Below are 15,318 nucleotides of genomic sequence, written 5' to 3' on the forward strand. Positions count from 1 at the left end.
CTTCCCGGTTTCCTTCCCGGCACCTCTTGCTAATTGAGCCGAAATCCGCACACTTGGTGCGGTGATGGCGGGGATCTGGCTGGACGTACTGGACGAGATCGCCCGGACGTGCACGACACACGGTCGCGGCGATCTGTTGCTGACGGTCCGGCAGAAGCGTGCCCAACTGCTCGACCCGACGTTGCGGGTCCTGGTCGTCGGCGAGCCGAACCAGGGCAAGAGTCAGCTCATCAACGCGATCATCAACGCGCCGGCCTGCCCGGTCGGTGACGGTCGCACCACCGTCCTGCCGACGGTGGTGCAGCACGCCGAAGCCGCCTGCGCCACGATGGTCCAGGCGCCGGCGCCGCCGGCCGGACGGCCCGCGGGAGCGCCGGCGGCGACGCTCGCCGAGCGGACCCCGCTGGCGCTCGACCAGGTCGCGGCCGGCGTGTCCGGCACGGTCGGGCGTCGGCCGGGGGGCGGTCCGGCGTACGTCGAGATCGGGCTGCCCCGGGCGCTGCTCGCTGCCGGACTGGTGCTGGTGGACACTCCGGGTACCGACGAGGTCGCCGCGCTCGGCGCGGCCGCGGAGGTGGCCGCCTCGACCCGCGCGGACGCCGTGCTGCTGGTCTCCGACTCCACGAGGGAACTCTCGGTGGCCGAGCTGAACATGCTGCTGCATGTCATGCGCTCGCAACCGAACGTGGTCGTGGTGCAGAGCAAGACCGACCTGGTGGCGGACTGGCGGACGGTCGCCGAACGCAACCGGCAACACCTCGCCGATGCCGGCGTCCCGGCGCCGCTGATCCCGGTGTCGGCGACGCTGCGGCTGCGTGCGGCGGCGGCCGACGACCGTGGCCTCAACGCCGAGTCCGGCTTTCCGGCGCTGATCGCCCGTCTGCAACGGGACCTGGCCGGCAAGGCCGACCACCTGGCGCGGGCGTCGGTGCAGGCGGTGGCCCGTACGGTGGTGGAGCAACTGGCCGCGCCGCTGCGCGCCGAGTTGGCGACGCAGGAGGCCGAGGAGCAGTCTGGGCCGATCTCGCGGCTGCACGCGGCCCAGCGGGAGGTCGACGAGCTGCGGCGCTGCTCGACCCGCTGGCAGAACACCCTCAACGACGAGATGGCCGACCTGCTCTCCGACATCGAGTACGACCTGCGGGACCGGACGCGCCAGATCCTGCGGGCGGTCGACGAGGCGTTCGATGAGGCCGATCCGCTCACCGCCTGGGACACCTTCGACGAGTGGCTGTCGCGCAGCCTGGTCGAGGCCGCGGAGGCCAACCACGAGTGGCTGGTCCAGCGCTGTGACTGGATCGCCCGCCGGGTGGCCGCCCATTTCAACCGGTACGGCTACGACGTGCTGCCGCCCTGGTCGATGACCATGCCGGAGGATCTCGGCGACCGGCTGCCGGACCTGGAGCGGCCGAGGATCGACCGGTTCACGACGGGTCAGAAGCTGTTCACCGGCATGAAGGGCTCGTACGGCGGCATGCTGATGTTCGGCCTCGCGACCACCCTGGCCGGGATGCCGATGATCAACCCGGTCTCGGTCGGCATCGGCGCCCTCTTCGGCGGCAAGAGCATCCGCGACGAGAGCAAGCAGATGTTGCGCCGCCGGCAGGCGACCGTGAAGACGGCCATCCAGCGGCATGTCGACGAGTTCTTCGTCCGGATGGTCCGGGACTGCCGGGACGCCGCCCGGCAGGTGCAACGGATGCTGCGCGACCACTTCACGGGTCTGACCGAGGAGTTGCAGGAGGCCATCGTGCAGTCGTTCCGCAGCGCGAAGCAGGAGGCCGACACCGATGTCGCCCTGCGCGAGCAGCGGCAGCGGGAGATCCGGTCGAGGATGACCCGCCTCGCCGCGCTCTACGAGCAGTCCCAGCACCTGACCGCCACCCGGTCGACCCCGGTGCTGTTGGAGCCCGGGGCATGACTGTCGGGGTGCGGTTGGACGAGGCGGCCTGGGGGCTGCTGCACCAGGCGCTGGAGGTCTACCAGCACGACGCGCGGGCGGTCGGGCGGTTGCGGCACCAGATCGCGCGGTTGGAGCAGCCGCTGCGGATCGCGGTCGTCGGGCCGTGGCGGGCGGGCAAGTCGACGGTGCTCAACGCGCTGATGGGGGAGGAGGTCGCGCCGGTCGAGGGCGCCGACGGCGCGTTCACCTGGTACGAGGACGGCGCGTCGCCGGGCGCCACCGCCTACCCGGTGGGGCAACCTCCGCAGGAGCTGACGGTGGTCAAGTCGGCGACCGGCATGCGGGTGGATCTCGGCTGGCGTGCCGGGGAGGTACGCGACATCGTGGTGCGGTGGCCGACGCGGGCGCTGCGGCAGGTGACGCTCGTCGATACCCCGGCGCTCGGCACGGTCGATGAGCAGGGGCACGCGCCGGTGCTGGACCGGGTGCTGGCCGACGCGGACGCGGTGTTGTTCCTGACCCGGGATGGCCGCGACAGCGATCTGCGGGTGCTGGAGTCCGCTCGGGACAGTGCGGTCGGGCAGGCCGCCCCGGTTAACGTGATCATGGTGTTGTCCCGGGCGGACGAGGTCGGCGGTGGCCGGATCGACGGGCTGCTCACGGCCCGACAGTTGGCCCGTCGGCACCATCGTGATCCCCGGGTGGGCGCGTTGGCCGTCACCGTGGTGGCGTGCAGTGGAGCGGTCGGCCTCGCGGGTCGGCTGCTCGGCGAGTCCGACTTCGCCGCGCTGGCGACGCTGGCCGGGGTGCCCCGCGCCGGGTTGGAGCCCCACCTGCTCTCCGCCGACCGCTTCGTCCGTGGCGACCTGCCGGTACGCCTCGACCCCGAGATGCGCGCGGGCCTGCTGGACCGGTTCGGCCTCTTCGGTATCCGGCTGGCCACGACGCTGGTACGAGGTGGGTTCGACACCCGGGTGGCGATGTCGGCCGAGCTGATCCGGCGCAGTGGGCTCACCGAGCTGCGTGAGTCGATGACCCGCTGTTTCGTCGATCGGCGCGACGCGCTCAAGGCGCGCTCGGCGCTGGCCGCCGTGGAGTCCCTGGTGCGGGCCGAGCCGGTCCGGGGCAGCGACGAGTTGGTCGGCGCGATCGAGCAGATCCTGGCGGGCGCGCACGAGTTCCGTGAGTTGCGCCTGCTGGTGGCGTTGCGCAACGCCCGTCTCGGTTTCGACGCCGAGTTGGCCGCCGAGGCGCAGCGGCTGGTCGGCGGCGAGGGCGTCTCCCTGGCCGCCCGGCTCGGTGTCGAGCACGAGGCGACCACCCAACGGCTCTGGGAGACCGCCGCGGACGCCCAGTGGCGGTGGCGGGACCGGGCGGAGGATCCGCTGCTCCCACTGACCCAGCGGCGCGGCGCCGAGGTGGTCGTGCGTAGCTGCGAGGGGATGCTGGCCGAGCTGGCGGCGGGCGGTCGCTGAGCGGCCGCGAGTCCACCCGGGACGCTACGGGCGCGTTTCGCGGCGATCAACCCATTGACAGGGCCGTGGTTGCCCGGAAGCATCTGCCCAACATCCACCGGATCTGCCCTCGCTTGTCAGGCACGCCCGATGACAACGATGTCAGAGCCGGTCCACCCTCCACTGCCACCCAGACGCTCGACGTACTCGACCGGATCGAGTCGAAAGGTCCCGCCCCCATGCCGTATCTCCCCCGTACGCGCGCCGTCTCCCTGCGGATAGCCGTGGCGACAACCGCCGCCCTGCTGCCCCTGGGGATGGTCGTCGCCGCGCCGCTGGCCAGCGCCGCGCCGAGCGCCCCGCCACCGGGCGCCTTCCGTTCCTCGTTCGAAACGGCCGACCCGCAGCCCGCCACGAGCACCGTCGAGATCGACCGCTCGGGTCGGCCGGTGCAGGGCAACCTCAGCGGGTCCAGCGACGCGAACCTGCCCGGCAGCCTGCTCGGCCAGGTCGAGGCCACCACCGCGAGCGCCCAGAACCCGCCGAACGAGATCGCGGCGAACCTCGCCGACGGGAACCCGTCGACCAAGTGGCTGGCGTTCGAATCGACCGCGTGGGTGACGTACCAACTGGCCAAGCCAGCGGTCGTCAAGCGGTACGCGCTGACCTCGGCGGACGACGAGCCGGGCCGCGACCCCCGCGACTTCACCCTCCAGGGATCCACCGACGGCAGCGCCTGGGTCGACCTGGACCGCCAGACGAAGCAGAGTTTCGCCAAGCGGTTCGCCACCAACAGGTACGGCGTCACCAACACGACGGCCTACGGCTGGTACCGGCTGGTGGTCTCCGCGAACTCCGGCGACACTCTCACCCAGCTCGCCAGCTGGGACATCAGCGACGGCTCGGACGTCCGACCACCGGCCACGCCCATGGTCACCGAGATCGGCCCCGGCCCGGCCGGCGGTTACACGACGAAGCCGGGCGTCGGCTTCACCGGGCTGGCCGCGCTGCGCTACTACGGTGGCGCCCAGACCGGCGGCCGCTCGTACGCGACGAACAAGCTGTTCGACGTCGACATCCCGGTCGGGCCGAACACCCGCCTGTCGTACCGGATCTTCCCCGAGTTCACCGGCCAGGACGCCCGCTACCCGTCCACCTACGCCTCGGTCGACCTGCACTTCACCGACGGCAGCTACCTCAGTGGACGCTCGGCCGTCGACCAGCACGGCAACCCGCTGACCCCGGCCGGCCAGGGCGCCTCGAAGGTGCTCTTCGCCGACCAGTGGAACGCGGTCAGCGCCGACATCGGCGCCGTCGCGCGCGGCAAGACGATCGACCGCGTCCTGCTGGCGTACGACGACCTGCAGGCCACCGAGGAGACCCTCTTCCAGGGGTGGCTCGACGACGTCGAGGTGACTCCGAACCCGGCGACGATCGACGGCTCCCGGCTGACGAACTACGTCGACACCCGACGAGGCACCAACTCCACGGGCGGGTTCTCGCGGGGCAACAACCTGCCGATCACCGCCGTACCGAACGGGTTCAACTTCTTCACCCCGGTGACCGACGCGACCTCGGACTCCTGGGAGTACGACTACCACCGCGCCAACAACGCCGCCAACCTGCCCACGTTGCAGGGCCTCGCGATCTCCCACGAGCCCAGCCCCTGGATGGGCGACCGAAACCAGATGTCGGTGATGCCGGTGGCCGGCGACGGCCCCCTCACCGGGCCACCCGCCAGCCGGGCGCTGGCCTTCCGCCACGACGACGAGACGGCTCGGCCGGACCTCTACCGGGTCGCGCTGCAGAACGGCCTGGTCGCCGAGATGTCGCCGACCGACCACGCCGGCATCATGCGGTTCACCTTCGGGCCGGGACCGTCGACCGGAAGTCTCGTCTTCGCCAAGGGCACCTTCACCCTCGGCGCCGACAGCACGTTCACCGGCTGGGTCGACAACGGAAGCGGCCTCTCGGCCGGACGTAGCCGGATGTTCGTGTCCGGTGAGTTCGACCGCGCGCCGGCAGCCGTCACGGCGACGTCCGCGACCTTCGACGTCTCCGCGAACCGTCAGGTGACGATGCGGATCGCGACCTCGTTCCTCTCCGTCGAGCAGGCCCGTCGCAACCTCGACCTGGAGGTGACCGGCCGGAGCTTCGACGCGATCCGCGACGCCGCCACCGCCGCCTGGAAGGACCGCCTCGGCCGGGTCGAGCTGCGGGGCGCGACCGAGACGCAACTCGTCACCATGTACTCGAACCTGTACCGGCTGAACCTCTACCCGAACTCGCAGTCGGAGAACACCGGCACCGCCGCCGCCCCCCGCTGGCAGTACGCGAGCCCGGTGTCCGCGCCGACCGGCACGTCGACCGCCACCCGGACCGGCGCGAAGATCGTCGACGGGCAGATCTACGTCAACAACGGGTTCTGGGACACCTACCGCACGGTGTGGCCCGCGTACTCGCTGCTCTACCCGGACGTCGCCGCGAAGATCTCGGACGGGTTCGTCCAGCACTACCGCGACGGCGGCTGGATCGCCCGCTGGTCGTCGCCCGGCTACGCCGACCTGATGACCGGCACCAGCGCGAACGTGGCGCTGGCGCAGGCGTACCTCACCGGGGTCAAGCTGCCCGACCCGCTCGCGGCGTACGACGCGGCCGTCAAGGACGCGACCGTCGCGTCCGGACGTGGCGCGGTCGGCCGCAAGGGCATCGAGACGTCGCTGTTCCTCGGTTACACGCCGACCAGCACCGGCGAGTCGGTGTCGTGGGCGCTGGAGGGCTACATCAACGACTACGGCATCGGCAACATGGCCGCCGCGTTGGCGAAGGACCCGGCCACGCCGAAGTCGCGGCGCGACCAGCTCACGGAGGAGTCCCGGTACTTCCTGGAGCGGGCCCGCAACTACGTCCATCTCTTCGACGCCAAGACGAAGCTCTTCCAGGGCCGCGACGCGGCCGGCACGTTCCTCGCCGGTGACCCGCTGGACTGGGGTGGCGTCTACACCGAGACCAACGGCTGGAACTTCGCGTTCACCGCACAGCAGGACCCTCAGGGCCTGATCAACCTGTACGGCGGGCAGAAGGCGCTACGCGACAAGCTCGACACCTTCTTCGCCACGCCGGAGAACGCCGACCGCCCCGGCGGCTACGGCGGCGTCATCCACGAGATGATCGAGGCCCGCGCGGTGCGGATGGGGCAGCTCGGCATGAGCAACCAGCCGTCGCACCACATCCCGTACCTGTATGACGTCGCCGGCGCTCCGGCGAAGACCCAGGCGGCCGTGCGTGAGATCCTGCGGCGTCTCTACGTGGGCAGCGAGATCGGTCAGGGCTACCTGGGCGACGAGGACAACGGCGAGATGTCGGCCTGGTACGTCCTCAGCTCGCTGGGCATCTACCCGTTGCAGGCCGGGTCGACCCACTGGGCGATCGGCTCGCCGCAGTTCACCCGGATGACCGTGCACCGCCCGACCGGCGACATCGTGGTCAACGCCGCGAACAACAGCAACCGCAACGTGTACGTGCAGAGCGTGAAGGTCAACGGCAAGAAGCAGCGCGACGTCTCGGTCGAGGTGTCCGCGCTCGCCAGGGGCGGAACGATCGACTTCCAGATGGGGCCGAACCCGTCGTCGTGGGGCACCGGTCGCGACGCCACGCCCCCGTCGCTGACCAAGGGCGACGCCGTACCGCAGCCGTTGCAGGACGTCACCGGGCCGGGCCTCGGCACCGCCACCGTCAGCGGCGGTCCGGACGCGTCGACGCTGTTCGACGACTCGTCCACCACCCAGCTGACGACGTCGTCGGGCACGCCGCAGATCGGCTGGGCGACCCGGGGCGGCCGGCAGAAGCCGACCTACTACACCATCACCTCCGGCGCGACCGCGGGCGACCCGGCGGACTGGCGGTTGCAGGGCTCCACCGACGGCCTGACCTGGAGCACGCTGGACGCGCGGGCGGGCGAGGTGTTCCGCTGGCGCAACCAGACCCGGCCGTTCCGGATCGACAAGCCCGGGCGGTACTCCCAGTTCCGCCTCGTCGTGACGAAGACCGTCGGCGCGGCACAGCCGACCCTCGCCGAGATCGAGCTGCTCGCCGGGGGGGACCTCGACCTGAGCGGCGGTGACATCACGGTGACCGCCACCGATGGCGTGCACGCCCGCTCCGGCGCGCCCGCCACGATGGCCCTCGCCACGGTCACCGGCGGCGTCGCCGACGACTACCGGGCCACGATCGACTGGGGTGACGGCTCACCGGCCACCGAGGGCACCCTGACGCTGAGTTCCCGGGAGGTCTACCGCGTCAGCGGCGAGCACACCTACGCCACGCCGGGCTACCACCAGGCGAGCGTCACGGTGACCGACGGCGTCGGTCAGGGCTCGGTGACGGTCGGCGTCGACGTCGCGTACGCGGCGAACTCCGGCCTCACCGCGGCATTCGACACCGTGTGTGTCGGCGACGAGGGCACCCTCGCGGCGGACTGCGACGCGAAGTCGTGGGCGTACTCGCGGGCGGCACTCGCGGAGGCCGGCGTGACCCAGGGGCAGCGGCACCAGGTGTCGGGCACCGCGCTGGGCTTCACCCTGCCGCAGGTGCCGGCCGGGCAGCCGGACAACGCCACCGGCAACGGCGCGACGATCGCCCTGCGCCTGCCGGCCGACGCCCGGAGCATCTCGTTCATCGGCGCCGGTACGCAGGGCAACCAGGCAACGACCGGCACGGCGACGTTCAGCGACGGCAGCACCGCCAGCATTCCGATCCAGTTCAGTGACTGGACGCTGGGCGGCAACGCCAACGGGACGCCGTCGTACGGCAACATCGTCGTCGCGAAGTCCGCGTACCGGCTCAGTGGCACGAGCCGCGACGGCGCCCAGCCGTTCCTGTTCGCCACCACGCCGTACCAGATTCCGGCGGGTAGGACGCTGGTCTCGGTGACCCTGCCGACGCAGACCGGCGACCCGCGCTCGGCGGGCCGGATCCACGTGTTCGCCGTCGCCGACGACGGCACGCCGGCCGCCCCGCTGGTGACCGCCGCCCCGGGCGACCAGAGCGTCGACGCCGGGCAGGTCCTCACGGCGAACCTCGGATCGGTGACCGGCGGTCTCCCCGACACGAGCGGCTACCACGCCCGCGTCCAGTGGGGCGACGGCACGGTTCCGGACGACGCCACGGTCGGTGCGGACGGCGCGCTGAGCGGCCGGCACACCTACGCCCGTGAGGGCACCTACACGGTGCGCGTCACCGCGTGGGACACGGTGTCCAGCAGCACCGCGACCTTCACCGTGACCGTCCGGCGGGCCGGGGCGGCCACCACCCTCGCGGTGTCCGGCACGCAGTCGGTCGCCGCTGGCGACGCGGTCACGGTCGTCGGCAGCGGGTTCGCCGCCGGCGAGCGGGTGACGGTGGGCCTCGCGGCTGGCACGACCCGCGAGGTGACGGTCTCGGCGTCCGCGACGGGCACGGTCCGCGCGACCGTCGCGACCTCCGGGGACACGCCACCGGGGCGGTACGCCGTCCGCGCCACCGGCGCGTCCTCCGGTACACCGGCGACGGCAACCGTGCAGGTGACCGTGGGCTCGACGGACCCGGCCTACCAGCCGCGCCTGTCGTTGCCCACGCCGTCCGCGCGCCGCGGAACGTCGATCACGGTCGACGGCTCCGGCTTCGCGCCGAACGAGGAGATCACGGTCAGCCTCGGCGACGGCCGTCGGGTCGGCACGGTACACGCGAACGGTGACGGCGTCGTCGCCGGCGGGACCGTCGGCGTCCCGGATTCGACGGAGCCCGGAGTCACCAGTGTGACGCTGTCCGGAACCCGCTCGAAGACGACGGTGTCCCGACCGTTGACGGTCACCGTCACGAAGTAGACCGGAAGCACAACAGTCGGGCGGGCCGTGCTCCACGGCCCGCCCGACGCCCGTTCCAGGCCCGCCCGATCTCGACTCCGAGACGCGGGTCGCGCGGCCGCCCGTCCCGCATGGCCGTGCCGCTCCCGGCGAGCGGCGGGGCCAGGTCGCGGATGAGGGACATACCGCAGAGTCATATTTATACCTCTGCGGTATATCGCCTCTGCGGTATGTCACTCGCCGGTCTGTGGCCCGCCGACCGCGCTGCGCCCGCCGACCGCGCTGCCCCGGATCTGGGGCAGCTCTACAGGAGCCGTGGTAGAACTCGTCAGCCGTTCGGCGGTGCCGGTGCCGACGCCGCGTCCAGGCGCAACTGCCACCGTGGGCCGTGGGCGGTGAGTCGGACGATCGCCAGCGGCGCGACGTCGAGCTGTCGGTACGTCGCCAGCGGCAGATCCAGGGCATGCACGAGCGCGACCCGGATCACGAGTGGGTGGGTGACGGCCGTGAGCCGTCGGCCGAGGCCACGCTGCGCGTCCAGCCACCGGCCGACGCGCTGGCGTACCGCGACGATCGACTCACCACCGTGCGGCGTGGCGTCCAGCGTGGACAGCCACTCGCCTAGCGCGTCCGGCCGCTCCGCCGCGATCTCCGCGAGGGGCCGGCCCGACCACTCGCCGTAGTCACAGTCGGCCAGGGCCGCCTCGACGGTGGGCGCGAGTCCGAAGATCTCGGCGGTCTCGACGGCCGCCGCCGCGGGGCTGGACAGGCATACGACCGCGTCGCCGTCACGCCGGCCCGTACCAGCGGGGGACAGGGCGAGGGCGGCACGCCGGCCGCCCTCGTCCAGGCTGTCGTTCCCGCCGAACCGGGCCTGCCGCAGGGCGGCGGTGTGACCGTGGGCGACCAGCCGCAGGCTGGTGGCGCTCACCCGGCCAGTCGTGCGCCGGCGACCGCGCGCTGGCGGTGCATCAGGGCGGCGAAGAGCAGGCCGATGCCGGTCCACAGCACCATCTGGGTGCCGAGCGAGGCGAGCCGGAAGCTCCACAGCAGCGTCGCGGGGAAGTCGCCGGGGACCTCCTGGAACGACGGCAGCACCACATAGGACACGACGGTGACCAGCAGGAAACCGCCGACCGCCGCGCTGGCCCGCAGCCACACCGGCGCGTGCTCACCCACCGATCGGTAGCCGAGCGAACCGGACCAGACCGCGACCAGGCCGAGTACCACCATCAGCAGGTAGGTGAACGTGCGCTGGTTGATGGTGGACGGGTCGCCGACGGCCGGTGGATTCGGTGGGTACTTGACGAACGGCACGATCACCGCGCCGAGCAGCGCACCGCCGGCCAGCAACAACCCGGACCGCCCGTCGTCGGCGGTCCGCCGACGCCGGGCCAGCAGGACGTACGCGCTGGCCAGCAGGCCGCCCATGGCGGCGCCGAACAGGCCGGTGGCCAGGAACAGGCCGCCGCGTTGGCCGTTGCGGCCGACCAGGGCCTCCTCGCCGTGCTGGTGCCCGTCGGCGACGGCCTCGGCGTGCTGGTGCCCGTCGGCGGCGGGCTCGGCGTGGGTGGCCGCCTCCTCGATGGCGATGGCCGCCTCGACGTGTGGTTCGCCGACGACGTAGGCGAACGTCCCGGCGAGCAGGCCGGCCACCAGGCCGGCGAGCAGCCCGCGCAGCAGGACCGTGACGAACGTGGGTGCGGTGCCGGTGCCGGTCAGTGGCACGGGACACCGAGCAGGTGCCGGCCGTCGTGCATCAGCTCGTGCAGGTACATCCCGCTGCGCGAGACCGCGCCCTGGTCGAAGGCGACGAGGTAGGTCAGCAGTGCGAGCAGGGCGACGGTGGCCAGGACCGTCCACACGAGACGGGTCGGGACAGCGGGGTGTGCCAGCGGCTGGCTGGACGTGGAGCTGGACATGCGTGAACGAACCTCCTCGGGGATGACGCGTCCCCATCGCAAGGCTGCGGACGACCGAGCGTCCTGGCTCGCGCCCCCCGGGCTGGGGGCCGCTCACAGTGGCGCGACCGCGCCGGATTCTCACCGGCTTCCCTCGCGTCGCCGCAGATAGTGGGTCGACCGTATCGGTGCCGGTTCGCCTCGGTCAAGCCGATGGCGACGGTCGGGGCGTCACCGCCCGTCGGCCGGCTCCGAGCCGATCGACGAGGGTCGTCATCGTCGACCGCGACACGCCGGACCCGACATGTGGGGTGTGACAAACGTGCTCGCCCCTATATATGGTGTCGACCGCAGCTGGTTCGGCCACTCCTGGTGAGTGGTCGAGGCAAGAGGGAACCCGGTGGAAGTCCGGGACTGTCCCGCAGCGGTGAGTGGGAACGACCGCCGTCATCAGCACTGGGCCAACGGCCTGGGAAGCGACGGCCAGTAGGTGACCGGGCCGGCCCGGTCGCGCCCGCGAGTCCGAAGACCTGCCAGCGCGCCGCGTACCCGAACCTCGGGTGCGCGGCGGTCCGAGGCCGCGCGGAACGGCTGACGCCACCTGACCCACGCCCACGCTGGCGTGGCGTCGACGGCGTCCGTCCCCCCGCGTCCGAGGGCCCTTGAGGTCTCGAACTCCCGAGGAGTGAGTGGTGACAGTCACCGAGGTGGTCCCGGTCAGCGGCGAGGCCGCGCGGCGGACCCCGATGCAGGTGCGCAAGCGCGACGGCGGCACCGAGGCCGTGGACGTGAACAAGATCGTCCGGGCGGTCGAGCGGTGGGCCGACGACCTGACCGAGGTCGACCCGATGCGGGTGGCCACCCGTACGATCAGCGGCCTCTACGACGGCGCGACGACCGCCGAGCTGGACCGGCTGTCGATCCAGACGGCGGTCGAGATGATCGGTGCGGAGCCGCAGTACTCGCGCCTGGCCGCGCGGCTGTTGGCCGGCTACGTCGACAAGGAGGTGCGGCGGCAGGGCATCACCTCGTTCAGCGCGGCGATCCGGGCCGGCCACGCCGAGGGTCTGATCGGTGACGAGACCGCCGCGTTCGTCGCCGCGCACGCGGAGACGTTCGACGACGCCGTCGACCCCGACGGCGACCGTCGCTTCGAGTACTTCGGGCTGCGCACCGTCTACGACCGGTACCTGCTGCGTCACCCCACCACCCGGCTGGTGCTGGAGACCCCGCAGTACTGGCTGCTACGGGTGGCCTGCGGCCTGTCCCGTACGCCGGACGAGGCGGTCGACTTCTACCGGCTGATGTCCAGCCTCGCCTATCTGCCCAGCTCGCCGACCCTGTTCAACTCCGGCACCCGACACACCCAGATGTCCTCGTGCTATCTCGTGGACTCGCCGCGCGACGAACTGGACTCGATCTACGCGCGCTACGCCCAGGTCGCCAACCTGTCCAAGTTCGCCGGTGGCATCGGCATCGCGTACTCCCGGGTCCGGTCCCGGGGCGCGCTGATCCGGGGCACGAACGGGCAGTCAAACGGCATCGTGCCGTGGCTGCGCACACTGGACGCGAGCGTCGCGGCGGTCAACCAGGGCGGGCGGCGAAAGGGCGCGGCCTGCGTCTACCTGGAGCCGTGGCACCCGGACATCGAGGATTTCCTCCAGCTCCGGGACAACACGGGCGAGGACGCCCGGCGTACGCACAATCTCAACCTGGCCAACTGGGTCCCGGACGAGTTCATGCGCCGGGTCGAGGCCGACGAGATGTGGTCGCTGTTCGATCCCGACGAGGTGCCCGAACTGCCGGACCTGTGGGGCGAGCGGTTCGACGCCGCGTACCGGGCCGCCGAGGCGCAGGGCCGCTACGTGCGGCAGCTGCCGGCCCGCGAGCTGTACGGGAAGATGATGCGGACCCTGGCCCAGACCGGCAACGGCTGGATGACCTTCAAGGACGCGGCCAACCGGCTGTGCAACCAGACGGCCGAGCCGGGCAACGTGGTGCACCTCTCCAACCTCTGCACCGAGATCATCGAGGTGTCCAGCGACGACGAGACCGCCGTGTGCAACCTCGGCTCGGTGAACGTCGCCGCCCACCTGACCGATGACGGCATCGACTGGGAACGGCTGCGCGCCACGGTTCGGACGGCGGTGACGTTCCTCGACCGGGTCATCGACATCAACTACTACCCGACCCCGCAGGCGGCGGCGAGCAACCCCCGTTGGCGGCCGGTCGGGCTCGGGCTGATGGGGTTGCAGGACGTGTTCTTCGCGCTGCGGCTGCCGTTCGACGCACCGGCCGCGCGGGAGCTGTCCACCCGGATCAGCGAGGAGCTGTACCTGACCGCGCTGGAGACCTCCGCCGACCTGGCCCGCCAGTTCGGCGCACACCCGGCGTTCGCGCAGACCCGGGCCGCGCGGGGCCGCCTGCAACCGGACCTGTGGGGTGTCGAGGGTACGCAGACCGCGCGCTGGGCCGCGCTACGCCAGGAGGTCGAGGAGTACGGGCTGCGCAACTCGCTGCTGGTGGCGGTCGCCCCGACCGCGACGATCGCCTCGATCGCCGGCTGCTACGAGTGCGTCGAACCGCAGGTGTCCAACCTGTTCAAGCGCGAGACGCTCTCGGGGGAGTTCCTCCAGGTCAACACCGCTCTCGTACGCGAGTTGAAGGCCCGCGGCCTGTGGACCGAGCAGATCCGGTCGGCGATCAAGCGCGCCGAGGGGTCGGTGCAGTCCGTCATGGAGCTGCCGGCCGACGTGCGGGAGCTGTTCCGCACCGCGTGGGAGCTGCCGCAGCGTGCGCTGATCGACCTGGCCGCCGCCCGGGCGCCGTTCATCGACCAGTCCCAGTCGCTGAACCTGTTCCTGGCCTCGCCCACCATCGGCAAGCTCTCCTCGATGTACCTGTACGCCTGGAAGACCGGGCTGAAGACCACCTACTACCTGCGGTCCCGGCCGGCCACCCGGATCCAGCAGGCCACCGTCAGCGCGGTGCCGCCCGTCGTACCCGTCGTCCCTGTCTCGGTCGACGCCGAGGCGCTGGCCTGCTCGCTGGAGAACCCCGAGTCGTGCGAGGCGTGCCAGTGACCGTCGCCGACACCACCACGGACCGCACCACCGACGCGAGGACCACGTACATGCTGCTCGACCCCGGGATGGACCTGACTCTCCGTCCGATGCGCTACCCGCACTTCTTCGACCGGTTCCGGGACGCCATCCGCAACACGTGGACGGTCGAGGAGGTCGACCTGCACGCCGACCTCGCCGACCTGGACCGGCTGTCCCCGGCCGAGCGGCACCTGGTCAGCCGCCTCGTCGCGTTCTTCGCCACCGGCGACACGATCGTCGCCAACAACCTCGTGCTCAATCTGTACCAGCACGTCAACAGCCCGGAAGGTCGGCTCTACCTGTCGCGGCAGCTGTTCGAGGAGGCCGTGCACGTCCAGTTCTACCTGAACCTGCTCGACACGTACGTGCCCGACGAGACCGAGCGGTTCGAAGCCTTCGCCGCCATCGAGAACATCCCGTCGATCCGTCGCAAGGCCGAGTTCTGCTTCCGCTGGATCGACTCCCTGGGCGACCTGCGGGAGCTGCGTACCCGCGAGGACCGGCGGGCGTTCCTGCTCAACCTGATCTGTTTCGCCGCCTGCATCGAGGGGTTGTTCTTCTACGGCGCGTTCGCGTACGTCTACTTCCTGCGCTCGCGTGGCCTGCTGCACGGGCTGGCGTCGGGGACCAACTGGGTGTTCCGCGACGAGTCCATGCACATGGCGTTCGCGTTCGACGTCGTCGACACCGTACGCGCCGAGGAGCCCGATCTGTTCGACGACGACCTGGCCGACCAGGTCCGCCGGATGCTCACCGAGGCGGTCGAGTGCGAGGTCCAGTTCGCCGAGGACCTGGTGGGCCAGGGGGTGCCCGGTCTCACCCTGGCGGACATGCGGCAGTACCTGCAGCACGTCGCCGACCGCCGGCTCGCCCAGCTCGGGATCGCGCCGCACTACGGGTCGGCCAACCCGTTCGCCTTCATGGAGTTGCAGGACGTGCAGGAGCTGTCCAACTTCTTCGAGCGGCGGGTGTCGGCGTACCAGGTCGGGGTGACCGGCACGGTCGCCTTCGACGACGACTTCTAGGACCCCCACCCCACCCCCGGCCCCGCCCCGTCGATCATGAAGTTGTTGCTCCCCTATCGGCGTGTCGGGGGCATTAACTCCATGATCG

The 15,318-nt window shown here is 71.5% G+C and carries 8 protein-coding genes and 2 riboswitches; of the genes, 5 read left to right on the top strand and 3 right to left on the bottom strand.

Features of this window, described 5'->3' with window-relative positions:
* Positions 1 to 64 precede the first annotated feature (64 nt).
* The 3 genes from ACQP0N_RS13655 to ACQP0N_RS13665 all read left to right on the top strand — a co-directional run bounded on the left by ACQP0N_RS13655 (position 65) and on the right by ACQP0N_RS13665 (position 9,221).
* Positions 65 to 1,921 (top strand): dynamin family protein, encoded by a 1,857-nt coding sequence (locus tag ACQP0N_RS13655; protein ID WP_433120487.1) that lies wholly within the window; start codon positions 65 to 67, stop codon positions 1,919 to 1,921.
* Positions 1,918 to 3,378, top strand: a complete 1,461-nt coding sequence (locus tag ACQP0N_RS13660) for a dynamin family protein (RefSeq protein ID WP_433120489.1) — start codon at positions 1,918 to 1,920, stop codon at positions 3,376 to 3,378. The genes ACQP0N_RS13655 and ACQP0N_RS13660 overlap by 4 nt, the downstream gene beginning before the upstream one ends.
* 218 nt (positions 3,379 to 3,596) lie before the next feature.
* Complete coding sequence (locus ACQP0N_RS13665; RefSeq protein WP_433120491.1) at positions 3,597 to 9,221, top strand: GH92 family glycosyl hydrolase; 5,625 nt, start codon at positions 3,597 to 3,599, stop codon at positions 9,219 to 9,221.
* Positions 9,222 to 9,528: 307 nt separating this feature from the next.
* Here the strand turns inward: ACQP0N_RS13665 and ACQP0N_RS13670 are convergent, their stop codons facing one another.
* Genes ACQP0N_RS13670 through ACQP0N_RS13680 form a run of 3 tightly spaced genes read right to left on the bottom strand, consistent with a single transcriptional unit; the run spans position 9,529 to position 11,122 of the window.
* Positions 9,529 to 10,131 carry a histidine phosphatase family protein gene (locus tag ACQP0N_RS13670; RefSeq protein WP_433120493.1) on the bottom strand — a complete coding sequence of 201 codons (603 nt, stop codon included), beginning with the start codon at positions 10,129 to 10,131 and terminating at the stop codon, positions 9,529 to 9,531.
* Positions 10,128 to 10,928: a CbtA family protein gene (locus ACQP0N_RS13675; protein ID WP_433120495.1), complete on the bottom strand. Its 801-nt coding sequence runs from the start codon at positions 10,926 to 10,928 to the stop codon at positions 10,128 to 10,130. Before ACQP0N_RS13675 ends, ACQP0N_RS13670 begins: the two co-directional genes overlap by 4 nt.
* A complete protein-coding gene (locus tag ACQP0N_RS13680; RefSeq protein ID WP_433120497.1) occupies positions 10,919 to 11,122 on the bottom strand; it encodes a CbtB domain-containing protein in 204 nt (67 codons plus the stop codon). Before ACQP0N_RS13680 ends, ACQP0N_RS13675 begins: the two co-directional genes overlap by 10 nt.
* Positions 11,123 to 11,157: 35 nt before the next feature.
* Positions 11,158 to 11,297: riboswitch (cobalamin riboswitch) on the bottom strand.
* 142 nt (positions 11,298 to 11,439) lie between these two features.
* Positions 11,440 to 11,653: riboswitch (cobalamin riboswitch) on the top strand.
* A 194-nt stretch (positions 11,654 to 11,847) separates the two neighbouring features.
* On the opposite strand from ACQP0N_RS13680, the gene ACQP0N_RS13685 reads away from it, so the two are divergent.
* Positions 11,848 to 14,184, top strand: coding sequence for a ribonucleoside-diphosphate reductase subunit alpha (locus ACQP0N_RS13685; protein WP_433121617.1), 2,337 nt, complete (start codon positions 11,848 to 11,850; stop codon positions 14,182 to 14,184).
* Positions 14,185 to 14,234: 50 nt separating this feature from the next.
* The gene (locus tag ACQP0N_RS13690) at positions 14,235 to 15,230 is read left to right on the top strand and encodes a ribonucleotide-diphosphate reductase subunit beta (protein WP_433121619.1); all 996 of its coding nucleotides are present in this window, start codon (positions 14,235 to 14,237) and stop codon (positions 15,228 to 15,230) included.
* Positions 15,231 to 15,318 lie beyond the last annotated feature (88 nt).

This window comes from Micromonospora sp. CA-246542 (assembly GCF_050942905.1).
Classification (GTDB): Bacteria; Actinomycetota; Actinomycetes; order Mycobacteriales; family Micromonosporaceae; genus Micromonospora.

Excerpts from the sequence above, each read along its gene's own strand:
- ACQP0N_RS13680 (WP_433120497.1), bottom strand. The coding sequence starts at position 11,122 with ATGTCCAGCTCCACGTCCAGCCAGCCGCTGGCACACCCCGCTGTCCCG.
- ACQP0N_RS13665 (WP_433120491.1), top strand. The coding sequence starts at position 3,597 with ATGCCGTATCTCCCCCGTACGCGCGCCGTCTCCCTGCGGATAGCCGTG.
- ACQP0N_RS13685 (WP_433121617.1), top strand. The coding sequence starts at position 11,848 with ATGCAGGTGCGCAAGCGCGACGGCGGCACCGAGGCCGTGGACGTGAAC.
- ACQP0N_RS13690 (WP_433121619.1), top strand. The coding sequence starts at position 14,235 with ATGCTGCTCGACCCCGGGATGGACCTGACTCTCCGTCCGATGCGCTAC.
- ACQP0N_RS13655 (WP_433120487.1), top strand. The coding sequence starts at position 65 with ATGGCGGGGATCTGGCTGGACGTACTGGACGAGATCGCCCGGACGTGC.
- ACQP0N_RS13660 (WP_433120489.1), top strand. The coding sequence starts at position 1,918 with ATGACTGTCGGGGTGCGGTTGGACGAGGCGGCCTGGGGGCTGCTGCAC.